Source organism: Xenorhabdus hominickii, assembly GCF_002632725.1.
GTDB lineage: Bacteria > Pseudomonadota > Gammaproteobacteria > Enterobacterales > Enterobacteriaceae > Xenorhabdus > Xenorhabdus hominickii.
Window position 1 is genome coordinate 334,786 of record NZ_NJAI01000002.1, and the last position, 19,143, is coordinate 353,928.

17 protein-coding genes and 1 riboswitch are annotated in these 19,143 nt (G+C 43.1%); of the genes, 11 read left to right on the forward strand and 6 right to left on the reverse strand.

What is annotated here, in order from left to right; all coding sequences use genetic code 11:
• Positions 1 to 114 precede the first annotated feature (114 nt).
• Entirely contained in the window at positions 115 to 885 is a 771-nt protein-coding gene (locus Xhom_RS08735) for a YwqJ-related putative deaminase (protein WP_069316484.1), read from the forward strand.
• 365 nt (positions 886 to 1,250) lie between these two features.
• On the opposite strand, the gene Xhom_RS08740 is transcribed toward Xhom_RS08735, so the two are convergent.
• The gene (locus Xhom_RS08740) at positions 1,251 to 1,832 is read right to left on the reverse strand and encodes a hypothetical protein (protein ID WP_069316483.1); all 582 of its coding nucleotides are present in this window, start codon (positions 1,830 to 1,832) and stop codon (positions 1,251 to 1,253) included.
• 322 nt (positions 1,833 to 2,154) lie between these two features.
• On the reverse strand, positions 2,155 to 3,429 hold the full coding sequence (bioA, locus tag Xhom_RS08745) for an adenosylmethionine--8-amino-7-oxononanoate transaminase (RefSeq protein ID WP_069316482.1): 1,275 nt from the start codon (positions 3,427 to 3,429) through the stop codon (positions 2,155 to 2,157).
• 96 nt (positions 3,430 to 3,525) lie between these two features.
• On the opposite strand from bioA, the gene bioB reads away from it, so the two are divergent.
• The 5 genes from bioB to uvrB all read left to right on the forward strand — a co-directional run bounded on the left by bioB (position 3,526) and on the right by uvrB (position 9,899).
• Positions 3,526 to 4,566, forward strand: coding sequence for a biotin synthase BioB (gene bioB / locus Xhom_RS08750; RefSeq protein WP_069318455.1), 1,041 nt, complete (start codon positions 3,526 to 3,528; stop codon positions 4,564 to 4,566).
• Positions 4,566 to 5,717 carry an 8-amino-7-oxononanoate synthase gene (gene bioF, locus Xhom_RS08755; RefSeq protein ID WP_069316481.1) on the forward strand — a complete coding sequence of 384 codons (1,152 nt, stop codon included), beginning with the start codon at positions 4,566 to 4,568 and terminating at the stop codon, positions 5,715 to 5,717. The genes bioB and bioF overlap by 1 nt, the downstream gene beginning before the upstream one ends.
• Positions 5,701 to 6,492 carry a malonyl-ACP O-methyltransferase BioC gene (bioC, locus tag Xhom_RS08760; RefSeq protein ID WP_069316480.1) on the forward strand — a complete coding sequence of 264 codons (792 nt, stop codon included), beginning with the start codon at positions 5,701 to 5,703 and terminating at the stop codon, positions 6,490 to 6,492. Before bioF ends, bioC begins: the two co-directional genes overlap by 17 nt.
• Positions 6,493 to 6,499: 7 nt before the next feature.
• On the forward strand, positions 6,500 to 7,183 hold the full coding sequence (bioD, locus tag Xhom_RS08765) for a dethiobiotin synthase (protein WP_069318454.1): 684 nt from the start codon (positions 6,500 to 6,502) through the stop codon (positions 7,181 to 7,183).
• Between the two features lie 676 nt (positions 7,184 to 7,859).
• Positions 7,860 to 9,899 (forward strand): excinuclease ABC subunit UvrB, encoded by a 2,040-nt coding sequence (uvrB, locus tag Xhom_RS08770; protein ID WP_069316479.1) that lies wholly within the window; start codon positions 7,860 to 7,862, stop codon positions 9,897 to 9,899.
• A gap of 141 nt (positions 9,900 to 10,040) precedes the next feature.
• Here uvrB and yvcK read toward each other — a convergent pair whose 3' ends face one another.
• On the reverse strand, positions 10,041 to 10,949 hold the full coding sequence (gene yvcK / locus Xhom_RS08775) for a uridine diphosphate-N-acetylglucosamine-binding protein YvcK (RefSeq protein WP_069316478.1): 909 nt from the start codon (positions 10,947 to 10,949) through the stop codon (positions 10,041 to 10,043).
• A gap of 269 nt (positions 10,950 to 11,218) precedes the next feature.
• Positions 11,219 to 11,375: riboswitch (molybdenum cofactor riboswitch) on the forward strand.
• On the opposite strand from yvcK, the gene moaA reads away from it, so the two are divergent.
• The 5 genes from moaA (at position 11,365) to Xhom_RS08800 (ending at position 14,465) form a co-directional block, all read left to right on the forward strand.
• Positions 11,365 to 12,345, forward strand: coding sequence for a GTP 3',8-cyclase MoaA (gene moaA, locus Xhom_RS08780; RefSeq protein ID WP_069316477.1), 981 nt, complete (start codon positions 11,365 to 11,367; stop codon positions 12,343 to 12,345). (Overlaps the previous riboswitch by 11 nt.)
• 33 nt (positions 12,346 to 12,378) lie before the next feature.
• Positions 12,379 to 12,858 (forward strand): cyclic pyranopterin monophosphate synthase MoaC, encoded by a 480-nt coding sequence (gene moaC / locus Xhom_RS08785; RefSeq protein WP_069316476.1) that lies wholly within the window; start codon positions 12,379 to 12,381, stop codon positions 12,856 to 12,858.
• The gene (moaD, locus tag Xhom_RS08790; protein WP_069316475.1) at positions 12,855 to 13,100 is read left to right on the forward strand and encodes a molybdopterin synthase sulfur carrier subunit; all 246 of its coding nucleotides are present in this window, start codon (positions 12,855 to 12,857) and stop codon (positions 13,098 to 13,100) included. The genes moaC and moaD overlap by 4 nt, the downstream gene beginning before the upstream one ends.
• A 2-nt stretch (positions 13,101 to 13,102) precedes the next feature.
• A complete protein-coding gene (gene moaE, locus Xhom_RS08795) occupies positions 13,103 to 13,555 on the forward strand; it encodes a molybdopterin synthase catalytic subunit MoaE (protein WP_069316474.1) in 453 nt (150 codons plus the stop codon).
• A 199-nt stretch (positions 13,556 to 13,754) separates the two neighbouring features.
• On the forward strand, positions 13,755 to 14,465 hold the full coding sequence (locus Xhom_RS08800; RefSeq protein WP_069316473.1) for a Bax inhibitor-1/YccA family protein: 711 nt from the start codon (positions 13,755 to 13,757) through the stop codon (positions 14,463 to 14,465).
• 659 nt (positions 14,466 to 15,124) lie between these two features.
• Here the strand turns inward: Xhom_RS08800 and Xhom_RS08810 are convergent.
• From Xhom_RS08810 to Xhom_RS08820, 3 genes are read right to left on the reverse strand one after another with little or no spacing between them, the layout of a single operon-like run.
• A complete protein-coding gene (locus tag Xhom_RS08810) occupies positions 15,125 to 16,231 on the reverse strand; it encodes an ABC transporter permease (RefSeq protein WP_069316471.1) in 1,107 nt (368 codons plus the stop codon).
• Between the two features lie 12 nt (positions 16,232 to 16,243).
• The gene (locus Xhom_RS08815) at positions 16,244 to 17,404 is read right to left on the reverse strand and encodes an ABC transporter permease (protein ID WP_069316470.1); all 1,161 of its coding nucleotides are present in this window, start codon (positions 17,402 to 17,404) and stop codon (positions 16,244 to 16,246) included.
• Positions 17,401 to 19,137: an ATP-binding cassette domain-containing protein gene (locus Xhom_RS08820; RefSeq protein WP_069316469.1), complete on the reverse strand. Its 1,737-nt coding sequence runs from the start codon at positions 19,135 to 19,137 to the stop codon at positions 17,401 to 17,403. The genes Xhom_RS08815 and Xhom_RS08820 overlap by 4 nt, the downstream gene beginning before the upstream one ends.
• Between the last annotated feature and the right edge of the window lie 6 nt (positions 19,138 to 19,143).

Consider the following 19,143-nt stretch of genomic DNA (forward strand, 5'->3'; position numbering starts at 1 on the left):
ATTCCAAATCAGAGGAGATGCACGATAAGGTGATAGGGACTTTCATCGAACGTGAATACTATTCTTTATAGGGCTATCTAACTATTGGAGTCACGACCGTTTTTTTCTAAGGAGATGACGACATTCCAAAATAAAACGGACTTAATTCTCACTGAATCCCAAAAAACGCCTAAGACAAAATCACCGGGGATGAAAAAATATACCAAAAATGCATTAAAAGACTTTGCTGCCCATGCAGGCTACTTGCATAACGGCTCCTATCAAGATGAGTTTGTTAACTTTAAGGATAAAAACCAAAACTTGGCCCCTGGAAAATTGTTTCCCGGTGTGGAACTGCTGCCTCAGAAAACCATTGAGATAAACAGGCCTGCGGGATGCTGGCAAAGTAAACGCAGCTATGACATAGAAGATGAATTTAGAAATAACATGGCAAATGAATATCAGGTACAGGATACCAGTAAATTTATCTTGGGGTTAAAAAGCATGTATGAAAAAAGTGGGCAAACGCTGCACCCGATGACTCAACGTCTGGTTGAAGAGCATATTGCACATAACGGAAATATTTTGCCGACGATGGCGGGTATTGCTGGGTTGCATGCTGAAGTACAGGCGTTGAATAAGGTATTTATTGAATCGGACGAGACATCCGGTCAGTCCTCTGCTCCCTTAAACCCAGCTCGTTATGCCAGGGCAATACTTCAGTCATCAATCTTTACCAAACGACTTACCACGGCTAATGCAGGAAAAGACTTCCCAGCTTGCCATAACTGTTCTGGGATTATTCGATCTCCCGCTAATGTCATCACAGGAATGGTAGGTAGCGCAAGTAGCAATTTTTCTGCTCAGCGCTCGAAACGTCATCGTTCCCAGTCGTTGAGTGAATAAACTACAATCTTCAAATGATTTTGATATCTGTTTAAAATCAGGGGAAGGGTTAAAAGACGTTATTTTTTCATTATCAACCAGTTGTTTGATTATTAAATATCAATTGTCAGCTAATTTCAAAGTTAAATAGTTTGTAATGGCCTGATATGGTTAACAGTATTAGCGTTATAAATCTGAGTCGTGCTATTTTTAACGTAGCAAATTTGATTGGTTTTAAAGGGATGTTTAAGGCTAATTTTTTCTTGGTGATAAATCCAACTCTAGCTTCATTGTTTTCAAGCGTATTCCCATAATACTCAGGAATATCTGGTTCACTGACTCCAGCCACATAGCTGGCTATGTGGCTGGAAACAACTTTATTGTCATTATTGATTTTGGATTAAGTTAAAAGTTCCAATACCAGATAGAACAATAGGGTATGTAATTAATATGTAATTTTGATAGGCGGAAAATAAATCGCCCAAATAAATATTTCCTCTGAAAAGACGCAAGACTATATTTCTTGGGTTAATGTAAAGCTGAAAATTTAGTGGTGTATTTATAATGGATTGAGCATTTTTTACTACTCCTCCAAGATGAATGTTATTGAAATTCAATATTGGCATGTTATATCCGCCATAAACATAACCATTAAAATTGGTTGTTTTTCCCATATTGGGTGCGTGTCCAATGATAGCGGGATAAGATGATATTTGGATAAAGGGATAACTTCCATATTGGTGATATGTGTTAATGTTAAAATGCCCACTAATAAACTCTGTTAGGTTTAAAGTTGGGCTGGTTGATGAATCCGGTTTGATGTTTTCTGCAAATAGATGAGCGAGTTCAGGCTTTTCTTTTACAAGAGCTTCATAATGTGAGATTTCTTGTTCATATCTATTTTTAGATAACTCAAATACATCTTGCGATTCTTCATTAGTAGGTGTGGTTAAATTTTCTGTGTTCATAATATTTCCCTCATTGTTTAAATAAATGTGATTGCATTATGAATATATCAGAGAATTTATTTTAAGATGATGTAATAGCCTCTATTTTGGCTGTTAATATTTGTCAAAGAGTGTTTTTTGAGTATGATTTTATATTCTTTTATTTTTTATTAGAAATATGATAACCAAATGTTGATGGATATTGGTTTATAGCATCTCAATACGATTAATGCTATTTTTAAAATTGTTTTTCACTGTGTTTTGTTTATTTAGCCACATAAATAAATATGTGGCTGGGTTCATTTTATTGCTCTTTTTCTGTGTTTTAATCTTTGTGGATAGATTATTGCTTAATTATTACATCAGCAATAGCATTTGTCAGTCTCGATAGCTGTTTTGGTTGAATAATATAAGGTGGCATCAAATAAATTAATCGACCAAATGGCCTGATCCACACACCATGTTGAACGAAATGACATTGTAATGAAGCGACATCAACGGGTTGTTTCATTTCAACAACACCAATAGCGCCCAATGCCCGAACATCTGCAACTGCATTGTGTGACTTAAGCGGAAATAATTCTGTTTTTAGCTGAGCTTCAATAGACTGAATATGTTGCTGCCACGGGCTGTCAACGAGTAATTTCAGGCTGGCGCTGGCTACAGCACAAGCCAGAGGATTTCCCATAAAAGTTGGGCCATGCATAAAACAGTCGGCCTCACCTTGACTGATAGTTTCAGCGACTTGGCGGGTAGTCAGCGTTGCTGATAACGTCATATATCCCCCCGTCAATGCTTTGCCTAAACATAAAATATCCGGTTCGATTTTCGCATGTTCACAGGCGAATAGTTTTCCTGTTCGCCCGAATCCGGTAGCGATTTCGTCTGCAATCAGCAAGGTCTGATACTCATCACAGAGTTGACGAACTTGGCGCAGATATTCGGGATGATAAATCCGCATTCCGCCTGCTCCCTGAACGATGGGTTCCAGAATCACAGCGGCAATTTCATCATGATATTGCAATAATAATTGCTTGAAAGGAGTGATATCTTCAGGTTGCCATTCGTCACTAAACTGACACTGTGGCGCATCGGCAAACAGATGATTTGGCAGATAACCTTTATACAGATTATGCATTGAATTTTCGGGATCACAGACAGACATCGCACCAAAAGTGTCACCATGATAACCATGGCGCAGCGTCAGTAATCGTTGGCGTTTTTCCCCTTTAGCTTGCCAGTATTGCAAGGCCATTTTTAGAGCGACTTCCACGGCGACAGAGCCTGAATCTGCCAAGAAAACACACTCTAATGAATCAGGTGTAATTGCTACTAATTGCTTACACAATTCAATCGCAGGAGGATGGGTTATGCCACCAAACATAACATGGGACATCTGGTCGATTTGCGATTTTGCTGCTTCATTGAGTACTGGATGACTGTAACCGTGGATGGCTGCCCACCATGAGGACATACCATCGATAAGCCTGCGACCATCGGATAAAACCAGCTCTACACCTGTGGCTGATACAACCGGATAGGTAGGAAGCGGATGGGTCATTGATGTGTAAGGATGCCAAATATGGCGCTGGTCAAATTCAATATCTGAAGGGTTCATAGTAAATTACTTGTAAACCTTTGTTGGTTCATTTTGGTTGACATGATAGCGGCGTTATTTAAACTGACAACATTTTTCCACTTCGGAGATGTTATTGTGAGCGAGCGTCAACAATGGACTATCAAGCAGGCACAGGCTTTGTTTGATAAACCTTTTTTTGAATTATTATTTCAAGCACAACAGATACACCGTGAACATTTTGACCCACAGCAAGTACAGGTGAGTACACTGCTTTCGATAAAAACGGGTGCTTGTCCAGAAGACTGCAAATATTGTCCACAAAGTTCCCGCTATAAAACCGGCTTAGAAAAAGAGCGGCTGATGGAAGTGGAAAAAGTCATCGAATCAGCGCACAAGGCTAAAAAAGCGGGGTCAACCCGTTTTTGTATGGGAGCCGCTTGGAAGAACCCGCATGAACGTGATATGCCGTATTTGGAAAAGATGGTGAAGGAAGTGAAAGCACTGGGGATGGAAACCTGTATGACGTTGGGAATGTTGGATCATTCTCAGGCACAGCGCTTATCCGAGGCAGGTCTGGACTATTACAATCATAACTTAGACACCTCACCAGAATTTTACGGCAATATCATTACTACCCGTAGTTATCAAGACAGGTTGGATACTTTGGATAACGTTCGGGATGCAGGCATTAAAGTTTGTTCCGGTGGTATCGTTGGTCTGGGAGAGCAAATCCGTGATAGGGCCGCATTGTTGGTACAACTGGCTAATTTACCAAAACCCCCCGAAAGTGTGCCGATCAATATGCTGGTCAAAGTAAAGGGAACGCCAATGGAAAATAATGAAGATGTCGATCCTTTTGACTTTATCCGTACCATTGCCGTGGCGCGGATCATGATGCCGAAATCCCATGTTCGTTTATCCGCAGGGCGTGAGCAGATGAATGAGCAGACTCAGGCCATGTGTTTTATGGCGGGTGCTAATTCGATTTTCTATGGTTGTAAATTACTGACTACACCAAACCCGGATGAGGATAAAGATCTGCAACTTTTCCGTCGATTGGGTATTAATCCGCAACAGACAAAGACAGCATTTGGTGACAACCAACAGCAGCAGCACTTGAGTGAAGCTATTATTCATAACGCTGATAACGAACAATTCTATAACGCGGCAATATAATGAGCTGGTCAGACTCTCTCTCCCGACGTTTGGCCGAACGTCGGGGAACTTCGCTATGGCGCAACAGACAAGCCCATCAGGGTTCTGACGGGCGTTTATTGTTCACTTCGGATGGTCAATATTTAAATTTTTCCAGCAACGATTACCTTGGATTGAGTCAACATCCTCAGATCATTGCCGCCTGGCAACAAGGGGCTGAACAATATGGTGTGGGGAGTGGCGGCTCAGGGCATGTCACGGGTTACACAACAGCGCACCACGTTCTGGAGCAGCAATTGGCAGAATGGTTGGGATATTCCCACGCTTTGCTGTTTATCTCGGGTTATGCCGCCAATCAAGGTGTGATTGCAGCCTTGATGGAAAAAGAGGATCGGATTATTGCCGATCGTCTCAGTCATGCCTCACTGATGGAAGCAGCCATGCATTCTCCTTCACAGCTTCGGCGTTTTCTGCATAACGATTTGGATTCACTTAAGCATCATTTGGCAAAAACGTGTGTCGGCAAAACGTTGGTCGTCACAGAAGGTATTTTCAGTATGGATGGGGATTGTGCTCCGTTAGAAGCTATCGCACAGCAAACGAGATCTTCAAAAAGCTGGCTGATGGTGGATGATGCCCATGGTATCGGCATTCATGGTCATGAAGGGCGCGGCAGTTGTTGGTCGCAGAATGTTAAACCAGAGATTCTGATTGTCACCTTTGGTAAAGCATTTGGATTGAGTGGAGCCGCAGTTTTGTGTGATGAACAAACTGCTGAATATTTACTCCAGTACTCCCGACATCTGATTTACAGCACTTCAATGCCACCTGCTCAGGCAGTGGCTCTTTCCGAGGCGGTGAGGCAAATTCGGGCAGGAGAGAGTCTGCGTCAGTCATTACAAAACAACATCCGTTATTTTCGTCGTGAAGCGCAGCATTTGTCTTTTGCTTTGATGGATTCGGAAACAGCCATTCAGCCATTAATCATTGGAAACAATGAACGTTGCCTCGCACTATCTCACCAGCTCAGGCAGAGAAAAGTATGGGTCAAGGCAATACTCCCGCCGACGGTTCCTCCCGACAGTGCCCGCCTGCGCATTACTCTGACAGCAAGCCATACACGACAGGATATTGATGTATTACTGGGGGCATTGCATGGATCAGACTGTTAAATGTACTCAAGCTGTTAAGTATGTAGACAAGCAAGCAATTGCGGGTGCTTTTGGACGCGTGGCGGCTAAGTATGACACTGTGGCTAAATTACAACAGCAAACAGGCGAATACTTGATGGCGTTGGTTCAGACGGAAAAGACAGGTATTCGGGTATTGGATGCAGGATGCGGAACGGGTTTTTTCAGTGCTCGCTGGAAGCAAAAAGGTAAACAAGTCATCGCATTGGATTTGGCTTCCGGGATGTTAAGCCATGCACAAAATCAGCAAGTTGCTGATTATTATTTGCAAGGGGATATTGAGCATCTGGGGTTGGCGGATAACAGCGTAGACATCTGTTTCAGCAATCTGGCAGTACAATGGTGTAATGATTTACCCAACGCATTGCAGGAATTTTATCGCGTTACGCGTCCAGGTGGGATTATTGTATTTTCCACACTTGCGCAAGGTTCATTATATGAATTGGAAACTGCATGGAAACGGGTGGATGATTATCGGCACATTAATCAATTTCTGTCGTTGCAGACAATCACACAAGCATGTCGATCCTATCGACACCAAATCATTAGCCGACAATATGACCAGCATTATCCGCAACTCTTACCCTTATTGAATTCTCTGAAAGGGATAGGGGCGACACACCTTCATCACGGCCGTCAGCAGGGATTAATGACTCGAAAACGCCTGAACGCTCTTGCTGAGGTATATCCAACAAATAATGGGCATTACCCATTAAGCTATCAAATCGCTTTTGGAGTCATATATTGTGATAAATAAATCCACGATGACAAATAAATATTTTCTTACTGGAACCGATACTGAAGTCGGTAAAACAGTCGTTAGTTGTGCTCTGCTGCAAGCCGCAAATAAAAAAGGATATCAAACCGCAGGTTATAAACCAGTGGCATCAGGAAGCGAAATAACGGCGGAAGGAATACGCAATGGCGATGCGCTGGCTTTACAACGTAACAGTTCGGTGTCGCTAACGTATCAGGAAGTGAACCCGTTGGTATTTATTGAGCCGACATCACCCCATATCGTGAGCGCTGAACTAAACCAGCCCATTGATTTTTCAGTGCTATCAAGGGGATTGGATGCCTTAGCAGCAAAGTCTGACTGGGTTTTAGTTGAGGGCGCGGGGGGGTGGTATACGCCACTATCGGAGAATACAACCTTTGCTGATTGGGTCATTCAGGAAGATTTACCTGTGATTTTAACTGTCGGTATTAAATTAGGCTGTATCAACCATGCTGTATTAACAGCCAAAGCGATCCAACATGCTGGATTGAAACTGGTCGGTTGGGTTGCTAATGAAATTGAGCCAGCCGGCAAACGTCAGGCGGCGTATTTGGATACATTGGAGCGCATGATCCCAGCTCCTTTATTGGGTATTATTCCTCACTTGAGCAAATCATACGATAACAATCACATAGGGGAATATATAGATATCAATTCATTGGTTAACTAATTGTTTACTTTGCGTTAGGTAAAATAGCCACTCTAATTGAGATATAAGTCACATTTTTTATACATAAGGTACTTTATTTAAATAATAATTGCACCATTTTTGAACAATAAATAGAGTAAATTAATTCTAAAACAGGATAAAAATATTCCTCTATTGAGGATATTTGTAAAAGAGGATAACTCCGCAATCATGCATGCCTAATAGGGTTGGCTGAGTTATCCACTGTTATTGTGGATAACCCTGTGAATTAGTTTTAGAAAAGTATCCTCACGCAAGATAACACGCGGCTTGCGTAGGATTTGCTGTTATTCTCTCCTTGTGTTTTTTCATCCAAAAAATCAACTGGTTGAATAAAATCAATCCCTTTCTACATCCCTTTGCTATTCGATGCTTTATCATTTCAGTAGTTAATACAAGAATAAGAAAAAGCAAGCTTATTATCTGGGGATAAAAATAGACGCCATTTATGTTAACTAAATGTTAATATCACCATGAGTTAATTTAAGGTTTCTTGCCACTGAACCTCTTCGGTCTTTCTTTGAAATAAAAACAACATTATTTTGCTAACTGACTTGAAGCTGGTTTTTTATCCAGTATTATAAAAGCATTGTGTTGGAATATTGTGTTGGTATACAGATAGCATGGGGGCGAGGGGTGTCCATGACGGTGGGGGAAAATGAGCAAAGAAACGAGCAAAGAAACGGGCAAGGTCTTCAAGCTACATTCTGATTTTGAACCGGGAGGCGATCAGCCATCGGCTATCAGTCAGTTACAGGAAGGGTTGGAAGATGGCTTGGCTCATCAGACTCTTTTGGGGGTCACAGGGTCAGGTAAAACTTTCACGATAGCCAATGTGATTGCAAACTTGAATCGGCCAGCCATGATCTTAGCCCCCAATAAAACATTGGCGGCACAGCTTTATAGCGAAATGAAAGAATTCTTCCCAGAAAACGCGGTGGAATATTTTGTCTCCTACTATGATTACTATCAACCAGAAGCTTATGTCCCCAGTTCTGATACTTTTATTGAAAAAGATGCTTCAGTGAATGAGCATATTGAGCAGATGCGTCTGTCAGCCACAAAAGCTTTACTGGAGCGCCGGGATGTTGTTGTTGTGGCTTCTGTTTCCGCAATTTATGGTCTGGGAGATCCCGATAGCTATCTGAAAATGATGCTTCACTTAACCGAGGGCATGTTAATTGACCAGCGTGCTATTTTGCGTCGTTTGGCGGAACTGCAATACACTCGCAACGATCAGGCATTCCAGCGCGGAACATTCCGGGTTCGTGGTGAAGTGATTGATATTTTTCCCGCAGAATCGAATGAGCACGCGTTGCGCGTTGAATTGTTCGACGATGAAGTGGAGCGGCTGTCTCTATTTGATCCACTGACAGGCCAAGTGCAATACAATGTACCGCGTTATACTATTTACCCCAAGACCCACTATGTAACACCGCGTGAACGTATCCTTCAGGCGATGGAAGAAATCAAAGTTGAACTCGAACAACGGCGCAAAGTGCTGCTGGCATCAGATAAGTTATTAGAAGAGCAACGTATTACTCAGAGAACACAATTCGATCTCGAAATGATGAATGAACTGGGCTACTGCTCAGGTATTGAAAACTACTCCCGTTACCTGTCTGGCCGTTCTGCGGGTGAGCCACCTCCTACACTGTTTGATTATCTGCCTGCGGATGGTTTGTTGGTGGTAGATGAATCTCATGTCACCATTCCTCAAATTGGCGGCATGTACCGCGGAGATCGCTCCCGTAAGGAAACGTTGGTGGAATATGGTTTTCGTTTGCCATCTGCGTTGGATAACCGTCCATTGCGATTCGAGGAATTTGAATCACTGGCACCACAGAGTATTTACGTTTCAGCCACTCCCGGTCACTACGAATTGGAAAAATCCGGTAATGAAGTGGTTGAACAGGTTGTGCGTCCGACGGGGCTGATTGACCCTGAAGTTGAAGTTCGACCAGTGGCAACTCAAGTGGATGACCTGCTGTCTGAAATTCGTATCCGTGCCGTGAAAAATGAGCGAGTATTGGTCACGACCCTGACTAAACGAATGGCAGAAGATTTAACCGAATATTTGGAAGAGCATGGCGAACGAGTGCGTTACCTCCATTCAGATATTGATACTGTTGAACGTGTGGAAATTATCCGTGATCTTCGTTTGGGGGAATTTGATGTCTTGGTTGGTATTAACTTGCTTCGTGAAGGCTTGGATATGCCGGAAGTCTCTCTTGTAGCGATTTTAGATGCTGACAAAGAGGGGTTCCTCCGTTCTGAGCGCTCTTTAATCCAGACTATCGGCCGCGCAGCGCGTAACCTGCATGGTAAGGCTATCTTGTATGGTGACAGAATTACTAACTCTATGGCGAAAGCTATTGAAGAAACAGAGCGCCGCCGTGCCAAACAGCAGGCATTTAACGAAGAGCACGGTATTGTACCGAAAGGACTAAACAAGAAAATTGGCGACATTCTGCGAATTGGTCAGCCCGTCAATGGCAAAGGGAAAAATAAAGGAAAAAACAAAGTTGCTGTGGGTACGGATGACTACCGTACATTGTCAGCGAAAGAGTTGGAGAGCAAAATCCGTGAGTTGGAAGATAAAATGTACCAGCATGCAAGGGATCTTGAATTCGAACAGGCTGCCAACATTCGCGATCAAGTACAGGCATTGCGGACACAATTTATCACCAATTCCTGAGTGAGATATTGACGAAATAGAATTTGAATAGCGGTGGAATAAGCATCAGATAGAGAGCAAAATAATTGACTCTCTATCTCTGCCTGCGGAGTTGGGGTTAGGGTTATCTAAAATGATTATCTACAGTTAACTCAACTCCAGTTAACCCAACTTTTGCAACGTGTGTTCGATCGCCTGTCGTAATAATTCACGATCATGACGATAGGGAATATCCTGCGCTTCCAAAACCTGTTGTGTTACCACCCGATCGTTGAAAGAGCTGATATCGGTACACGGGCCGACAATAAGTGCATTAATCATTTTGCGTCCAATCTTATGTTCCATGATCTTCAGTTTATCTTGCAACGATAACCCGGCAGCAGCATGACTAAGTTCTTTCCCCAAGTTACCGATATAAATCATGTTCGCATTACTGCGGCGCAGAGATTGTGTTAAATCGTCCAATAACAACAACGGCATTAAGCTGGTGAAAAAACTGCCGGGGCCGATCAAAATTAAATCTGCTTGCTCAATGGACTCCATTGCTTCTTTCGTCGCGCTGACTTGGGGATAGAGCAATAACTCTTGTGGTACACAATTAAGTTGGTCGACATTTACTTCGCCATACACCGTGTTTCCCTGATCATCCACAGCCATTAAATCAACTGATTGTTCTGACATAGGAATTAGATGCGCATTGACTTTCAGCAAATTGCGGATCAGATTGATCGCTTCAAGAGGTCGGACACTTAAATGATCTAGCGCTTTCAACATCAAATTGCCCAGATTATGACCAGCCAATTCACCATTTCCACTGAAACGATATTCAAACATAGCGGAAGCAATGGTAGGTTCTGTGATTAATTGATTAAGGCAATTGCGCATGTCTCCCCATGCAATTCCGCCTTCTGAGCGTCGTATTCTGCCGGTTGAGCCGCCATTGTCGGTTGTGGTAACGATACCAGTCAGACGGGCTCCAAGAGAAGAAAGGGAGGACATAACACGTCCAAGTCCGTGACCTCCACCGAGGGCGACGACGCGATCCAAATCAGCTAATGTGCGGTTGCGCATAGGATTCCTGTTACTGGGTAAACGTAGATGGCTTTAATAATTTTCATGTAATTTATCATAAAATAGTATCCTTGCAGAAATTATGGTGATTTTGTGCGATAGCACCACATAATTTGTACGATAACAACGCGAGATTTATTGAGTACAACGCCATCTTAACTCGTTGTATAATAAGATACATACCGGAACTTCATTAGATTTTTGTCATCTTAAGCGCTAGAATCTTCGACGAGCACATCGTTACTTATGTAATTATTCACACAGACTTTAATTGATATTAACTCCTAGCCTCTGTGTCTAAGTCTCTGTTCTATCAACCTGATACCACATTGATATGATGCCTTGGCCGTGGCCCCTGAGTCACCAGGATACAAGGTAGAAATGCCTGTATCTCCCGAATTTGGAAGGTGTTATTGTGGAACAACTCACAGACGCGTTTTCGCGTAAGTTCTATTACTTGAGGTTATCTATTACAGATGTGTGTAACTTTCGTTGCACATACTGTCTACCCGATGGATATCGACCTCATGGTCATAAATCGTTTCTTTCCCTGTCGGAAATTCGTCGTGTTAGCCGTGCATTTGCTGAGCTTGGCACAGAGAAAATCCGCCTGACCGGAGGGGAACCGACCATGCGTCGTGATTTTTGCGATATTATCACCGCTGTCCACGAAAACCCGCAGCTCAAGAAAATTGCCGTTACAACCAATGGCTACCGAATGGAACGGGACGTAGCCCAATGGAAAGAGGCCGGGCTGACTGCGATCAATGTCAGTATTGATAGCCTTGATCCTCGACAATTTCACTCTATCACCGGACAGGATAAATTTTTTCAGGTGATGCGTGGTATTGATGCGGCTTTTGAAGCGGGATTCAATACTGTGAAAGTCAACGCAGTATTGATGAAGAATGTGAATGATACCAATTTGCCTGCTTTCCTTGATTGGATTAAACACCGTGCGATCCAGTTGCGTTTTATTGAATTGATGGAAACGGGGGAGGGTAGCGACATTTTCCATCGCCATCACCTTTCTGGCGACGTGATCCGTAATCAACTGTTGCAACAAGGTTGGCAGAAACAGCAACGCGCACGTAGTGACGGTCCGGCTCAGGTTTTCCGCCACCCTGATTATCAGGGTGAAATCGGTCTTATCATGCCGTATGAAAAAGATTTTTGCCAAAGTTGTAACCGCCTGCGGGTGTCTGCAATTGGCAATCTTCACTTATGTTTGTTCGGTGAACAAGGCATTCCATTGCGTGATTTGTTGGCTGATGATGAATCACTTGATTCGCTGAAATTACGGATTCAGGGTGGTCTGCATCATAAGCGAGAAACTCACTTTCTACATCAGGGAGATAGCGGCATTACTCCTAACCTTTCTTTTATTGGTGGTTAATTTAACTGCAAACTCATTTTTCAGGAGTAAAAAATGTCTCAACTAACCCATATCAATACTGCGGGTGAAGCTCATATGGTAGATATTTCTGCCAAATCGGAAACTGTGCGTGAGGCACGGGCTGAAGCATTTGTTGAAATGCAGTCTGAAACATTGGCCATGATTGTTGCAGGTGATCATCACAAAGGAGATGTTTTTGCGACTGCTCGCATAGCGGGTATTCAGGCCGCAAAACGGACGTGGGAATTAATCCCGCTTTGTCACCCATTACTGCTTAGTAAAGTGGAAGTTCAACTGGAAGCACAAACCGAGCACAATCGCGTCAGAATCGAATCCTGTTGTCGCTTAACGGGGAAAACAGGGGTGGAGATGGAAGCATTAACTGCGGCATCGGTGGCTGCCTTGACAATTTACGATATGTGCAAAGCAGTGCAAAAAGATATGGTTATCGGCCCTGTGCGTTTGTTGGAGAAAAGTGGTGGTAAGTCAGGAAACTTTAAGGTGGAAGTATGATAAAAGTTCTATTTTTTGCTCAAGTCCGTGAACTGGTGGGACAAGATTCCCTTGAACTTCCGAATGACTATCCAACGGTAGCACATCTTCATCATGCTCTAATAAAAAAAGGCGACCGATGGGCGTTGGCATTGGAAGAGGGAAAACTACTGACCGCTGTGAATCAATCCTTTGTTCATGCTGAACATCCTCTGAATGATGGTGACGAAGTGGCTTTTTTTCCACCGGTTACGGGAGGATAAAAATGAAAAATACACACATTTGTGTCCAACAGAAGACATTCAATGTGGGTGATGAATATCAGTGGCTCTCGCAGTGTGATGAAGATGGTGCTGTCGTCACTTTTACGGGTAAGGTACGTAACCATAACTTGGGGGATAGTATTAATGCGTTAACGTTGGAGCATTATCCGGGCATGACAGAAAAAATGTTGCAGGATATTGCTGATGAAGCGCGTCGGCGCTGGCCTCTGCAACGTATCAGCATTATTCATCGTGTTGGTAAACTTTATCCGGGAGATGAAATTGTGTTTGTTGGCGTCACTGGTTCTCACCGTAGCATGGCGTTTACCGCGGCTGAATTCATCATGGATTATTTGAAAACCAAAGCACCATTCTGGAAAAAAGAATGTCTGGCGGAAGGGGAGCGTTGGGTTGAAACAAAGCAAAGTGATCAGGATGCAGCAAATCGTTGGTAAAAGACTGTTGATACAGCGAGTTGGTGAATAATTCTGTGGCCTATCTCGAAAACCGGACAGATAAATAAGATGTCACTGAAATAGTCATTAATTGGCGGATGGCTTTGTTAATGTTCTATGCTAATGTATAACTTTTGAATAGATTGTTTATTTTTGAACAATCTCAATCTCTCAACATTGTTATAAAAAGGTAATCGTCATGGACCGATATCAACGTTCTAATGGTTCGATTGTCCAGAAAACTGGTTCTGGTATACAAACTTATATGGCACAAGTCTACGGCTGGATGACTTGTGGTTTGTTGTTGACAGCATTTGTTGCATGGTATGTAGCAAATACCCCTGAAATTTTAAACGCCATTTTCAGTAGTTCCATTGTTTTCTATGGCCTGATTATTGCGCAGCTTGGACTGGTGTTTGTGCTGTCTGGTTTAGTTCATAAAATGAGTGGGGCGTTAGCGACAGGTCTGTTCATGCTGTATTCGATGCTGACAGGCTTGACGTTGTCTAGTATTTTTGTGGTTTATACCAGCGGTTCTATTGCCAGCACATTCGTGGTTTCAGCGGGAATGTTTGGTGCATTAAGCGTTTATGGTTATACCACCAAACGTAGCCTGAGTGGTCTGGGCAGCTTCCTGTTTATGGGGCTGATCGGTATCGTTCTGGCTTCTTTGCTAAACCTCTGGCTGAAAAGCCCGGCTCTGATGTGGGCAATCACTTATATTGGCGTTTTGGTTTTTGCTGGTCTGACTGCTTACGATACCCAGAAATTGAAAGAAATGGGTGAACAACTGGATGTCAATGATAAAGAGAACCTGCGCAGATACTCTATTACTGGTGCACTGACTCTGTATCTGGACTTCATTAACTTGTTCTTGATGTTGCTTCGTATTCTGGGTGATCGTCGATAATAACCGTAGAATAAATAGGTTGGTTATAGTCTGAAAATGGAGAGATTTTAGTCTATCTCTCCATTTAACGATGTGCTTTTATTTGGATAATATTTTTAGTGTGATGCAGAAGATGTGAAATCGAAATGTTTCTGATATATAGCACAAAAAAATGGCATCGTTCCATTAAGTGATAAACGTGTTCCTCTTTTGGGGAAATATTTTTTTCGTTATATGTAGACAATACTTTTCCTCTTATGTGCCAGTTTGACATAGTGATCTTCCATTCAACTGGGTACCTGTATGCATGGCAAACTATCTTAGCCCAAGAGTCACATACCCATACATTACCCACATATTCATTAGGACGTTGTGTCTTTAAAAGAATCGAGTGTCTACTATGAGGGTCATTAGACCAAGAGTCAGCAACATATTTTTCTGTTAGTCCTAATGACTGTTCTTTCTTCTGTATATTCTCAGATGAGTAAAATTGACGTTTGTCTTTATGTAATATTTGCAGATTACTATATGATTTAGTGGTGGATTTTAAATTAAAGAACTGGAGTGAATTTTGTAATGCATTTCGCAGAATATTTTCTACACACATCTCATTACCTCAATTGATTCTGAGTGATATACCCAAGATGAAGGGTATACATGCAGTGAAATATGTTCTTTCATTAAGCAATCTTACTACGGAACAGTCGATAAGCGATTCCACCCGTGGTTGCAGTAATGACTAATAAAGGCCACAAATTTGGCCAAATAACTGATAAATCTGCCCCTTTCAAATAAATTTGTTTCGTAATATCAGTAAAATGCCGGATGGGGTTAATCCACGTAATATCTTGCAACCAGACGGGCATATTTTCAACCGGAGAGATATATCCGGAAAGCAGAATGGCAGGCATCATAAATACAAACACACCGATAAACGCCTGCTGTTGAGTCGAACAGACAGCAGAAATCAGCAAACCGAAACCCACCAGAGATAATCCATAAATTAACATACAGCCATAAAACAGCAGCAATGAACCTGCGAAGGGGATCTGATAGCACAATATCCCAATCAGCAAAACAATAGTTGCTTGCATGATCGCGACGATCAATGCCGGGATGGCTTTACCAAGGAAAATTTGCCATGTCTCCAGCGGGGACACCAGTAATTGATCCAACGTTCCTTGTTCCCGCTCGCGTGCGACTGACAGCGCTGTAACGATTAGGACGCCAATGGTGGTAATCATGGCAACCAGTGACGGTACGACAAACCATTTATAATCCAAATTGGCGTTATACCAGTTGCGAATGACCAATTCACTGTTATTGAAGTTGGGTGTATTTCCCAATAACTGTTTTTGGTAATCCATTACAATTTGCTGAATATAGTTGGCCGCAATTTGAGCACTGTTTGAATTGCGTCCATCCAGCAAAACTTGAATTGAAGTCGGTGTTTGGCTCGCAATATTGGCACTGAAATTTTGTGGGAAACGGACTAAAAGCAAAGCCTCACGATTATCCAGCGTTGGGCGTATTTCCTGTGAACTGGTCAGCAAAATAACATCAGTAAATGCTTTCGATTTTGCCAGTCGTTGGGTTAATTCAATCGAAGCCTGTCCTTTATCCTCATTATAAATAGCAATAGTGGCGTTTTTGACTTCCAGCGTAGCTGCCCATGGAAACAGGATCATTTGAAGGATCACGGGCAAGATCAAAATACTCCGTGTTTGCGGTTCTCTCAGAAGAGACTGTAACTCTTTCATGATTAATGTATACAGGCGATGAAACATGCTCTTTCCTTTTTAATCCAGATGCCGACGGGTTTTCCACGCAGTCAGGCCAATAAAGACGATGGAGCTGGCAATCAGCAGAAGCACATTCGTGATCAATACCGTGCCGATATTACCGGCTAGAAAGAGCGTCTGTAGGCTACTGACAAAATAACGTGCAGGTACGACATAAGTCGAAGCCTGAATAAAGAGTGGCATGCTGTCTATTTCAAAAACAAAACCAGACAACATAATGGCAGGCAAAAAAGCCGCATTTAGGGAAATCATGGCTGCATTAAATTGATTCCGCGTCAAGGTGGATATCAGTAAGCCCATACCCAAGGCGGTAGCGAGATAGAGGCTGGATACGGACGCCAGTATCCAGAGCGAGCCACGATAGGGAACACCCAGCACAAAAACCGTAAATATCATACAAAGTACCATGACAAACGAGCCCAGCACTTGATAGGGCAATAATTTGGCGAGTAATAATTCGGTTCGGGTGACTTGGGTTGAAAGCAGAGCTTCCATCGTCCCACGCTCCCATTCACGGGCAACCACGAGTGAAGTAAGGATTGCGCCCACAACGGTCATAATGATTGAGACGGCACCGGGAATGAGAAAATGTTGACTAATGGCTGCGGGATTAAACCAATAGCGAACCTGTGTATCAATCAGCGGATCAGTCGAGACACCACGATTTTGCCCTCGTTGTTGTAGCCAGATTTGCCAGATGCCTTTGGTATAGCCCTGAACAAAATTGGCGGTATTGGGTTCACTGCCATCAGTAATAACCTGAATCGGGGCATGACTACCGACACGGGCAAGCTGGGCATCAAAATTCACAGGTATGACGATGATGCCTCGTATTTGGTTCTCCTGCATTTTTTTGATTAAAAATTGTCGGTTATCGCTGATAGTGGCATCAATATAAGGGGAACCAGTAAATGCGTGAACTAACTCACGGGCATCTTCGCTCTGTTGTTCCATCAAAATACCGAGGCGAAGTTTACTGGAATCAAGATTAATGCCATAGCCAAAAATAAATAACAGCATCAATGGGATAACTACCGCAATCAAAGCACTACTGGGATCACGGATAATCTGTTTGGTTTCTTTAATGCAAAGTGCTTTCAATCGACGCCATGAGAAACTGACGGCTTTCTGGGATGCTGCATGTTCAGGGTGACTCATTGCGGCTCCTTGTCGTAATTCACGACGAGATCGATAAATGCATCTTCCATGGAGGGATTAGGCCGTTCATCAGTGGCGACCAATTGCTTCAGGTCATCGGGTGTTCCGGCTGCGATTAATTTTCCTCGAAATACCAACCCGATACGGTCACAGTATTCTGCCTCATCCATAAAATGGGTTGTTACCATCACAGTAACGCCTTTATCCACCATGCCGTTGATATGTAACCAAAATTCACGGCGAGTCAGCGGGTCAACACCGGAAGTAGGTTCATCCAAAAACAGAAGGTCAGGTTCGTGCATCAATGCACATGAAAGGGCAAGGCGTTGTTTAAAACCGAGTGGGAGACTATCCGTTTTTTGGTATAGGATGGGTTTGAGATTAAATGCCTTGATCATATCCGACATTTTTTCTTGTTGATGCCGACCTTTTAGTCCGTAAACCCCAGAGAAGAACTTGAGATTTTGCTCAACGGTCAGGTTGCCATAAAGCGAGAATTTTTGAGCCATGTAGCCAAGACGCTGGCGAGCTTTGCCGGAACTGGTTTTTAAGTCCATCTCCAGAACCAGCGCATTGCCTGAGGTCGGGATCATCAACCCGCACATCATTTTAAAGGTAGTGGATTTCCCTGCACCATTTGGCCCCAGTAGACCGAAAATTTCACCACGTTTTACCTGAAAATCCACATTGTCAGTCGCGGCAAAATCACCAAATTTTTTGGTCAGGTTACAGGCTTCTATCACGGTTTCGGTTGGATTTGGCGGGATTTGAGGCATGATCTCAGCTAATTCGGAACGATGGGACGGGCCACCGCCTAATAAATCGATAAAAGCGTCTTCGAAACGAGGTTCGGCTTCGAAGATATTTGTTTCAGTTAGTCCTATTTGTTGGAGTAACGCATTTCTATCCGCCCCTGTTTTTAAGATCAGGCGGACATATTTTCCCTGAATCACGCCATCAGTCACCTGTGGCAACGTGAGGGCATGTTGCAGGATTTTACGGCGAGAGTCTTGCTGGACATCAAGTAAAAAAGAGCGGCCAGCGATATTTTTGGTTAAATCTTGTGGTTGCCCCCGGTAAAGCAATTTACCATGATTTACTAGCAAAACATCACGGCATAATTCGGCTTCATCTAAATAAGAAGTACTCCACAAAATCAGCATCCCGTCAGAAGCGAGTTCGTGCACCATTTGCCATAATTCACGGCGGGCAATGGGATCGACACCCACTCCCGGTTCATCAAGTAGTAAAACCTTTGGGCTACCCAATAAGGTACAGGCAAGCCCCAATTTTTGCTTCATACCGCCAGATAATTTTCCTGCTAACCGTTCAGTAAAACGGGTTAAATCTGTGAACGTGAGCAATTTTTGAAACGTTGCTTTGCGTTCTTCACCAAGTACACCACGCAGATCGGCATATAAAGTAAGATTTTCCATTACGGTTAAATCTTCGTACAGGCCAAATTTTTGTGGCATGTAACCCAGCTCAGAACGGACTTGAACGCTGTCTTTGATGGGATCAAGCCCCATGATTTCAATAGTGCCGCTATCTGGCCGCAATAATCCGGCCAGCATTCGCATCAACGTGGTTTTTCCTGCGCCATCCGGGCCGACAAGACCCGTGACTGATCCACCCTGAATTTCTGCCTGAAGGTGTGATACAGCAGGGGCGTCTAATCCTGGAAAAGTTTTCTCCACGCCGTTCAGTTTTATCGTATAAGCTGAACTGGTCATGTTCCC

What these genes read in the sequence shown, in the direction of transcription:
- uvrB (WP_069316479.1), top strand. Translation starts at nt 7,860, where the DNA reads ATGAGCAAAGAAACGAGCAAAGAAACGGGCAAGGTCTTCAAGCTACAT.
- Xhom_RS08815 (WP_069316470.1), bottom strand. Translation starts at nt 17,404, where the DNA reads ATGAGTCACCCTGAACATGCAGCATCCCAGAAAGCCGTCAGTTTCTCA.
- moaE (WP_069316474.1), top strand. Translation starts at nt 13,103, where the DNA reads ATGAAAAATACACACATTTGTGTCCAACAGAAGACATTCAATGTGGGT.
- moaD (WP_069316475.1), top strand. Translation starts at nt 12,855, where the DNA reads ATGATAAAAGTTCTATTTTTTGCTCAAGTCCGTGAACTGGTGGGACAA.
- Xhom_RS08735 (WP_069316484.1), top strand. Translation starts at nt 115, where the DNA reads ATGACGACATTCCAAAATAAAACGGACTTAATTCTCACTGAATCCCAA.
- Xhom_RS08740 (WP_069316483.1), bottom strand. Translation starts at nt 1,832, where the DNA reads ATGAACACAGAAAATTTAACCACACCTACTAATGAAGAATCGCAAGAT.
- Xhom_RS08810 (WP_069316471.1), bottom strand. Translation starts at nt 16,231, where the DNA reads ATGTTTCATCGCCTGTATACATTAATCATGAAAGAGTTACAGTCTCTT.
- bioC (WP_069316480.1), top strand. Translation starts at nt 5,701, where the DNA reads ATGGATCAGACTGTTAAATGTACTCAAGCTGTTAAGTATGTAGACAAG.
- Xhom_RS08820 (WP_069316469.1), bottom strand. Translation starts at nt 19,137, where the DNA reads ATGACCAGTTCAGCTTATACGATAAAACTGAACGGCGTGGAGAAAACT.
- bioA (WP_069316482.1), bottom strand. Translation starts at nt 3,429, where the DNA reads ATGAACCCTTCAGATATTGAATTTGACCAGCGCCATATTTGGCATCCT.
- bioF (WP_069316481.1), top strand. Translation starts at nt 4,566, where the DNA reads ATGAGCTGGTCAGACTCTCTCTCCCGACGTTTGGCCGAACGTCGGGGA.
- moaC (WP_069316476.1), top strand. Translation starts at nt 12,379, where the DNA reads ATGTCTCAACTAACCCATATCAATACTGCGGGTGAAGCTCATATGGTA.
- Xhom_RS08800 (WP_069316473.1), top strand. Translation starts at nt 13,755, where the DNA reads ATGGACCGATATCAACGTTCTAATGGTTCGATTGTCCAGAAAACTGGT.
- bioD (WP_069318454.1), top strand. Translation starts at nt 6,500, where the DNA reads ATGACAAATAAATATTTTCTTACTGGAACCGATACTGAAGTCGGTAAA.
- yvcK (WP_069316478.1), bottom strand. Translation starts at nt 10,949, where the DNA reads ATGCGCAACCGCACATTAGCTGATTTGGATCGCGTCGTCGCCCTCGGT.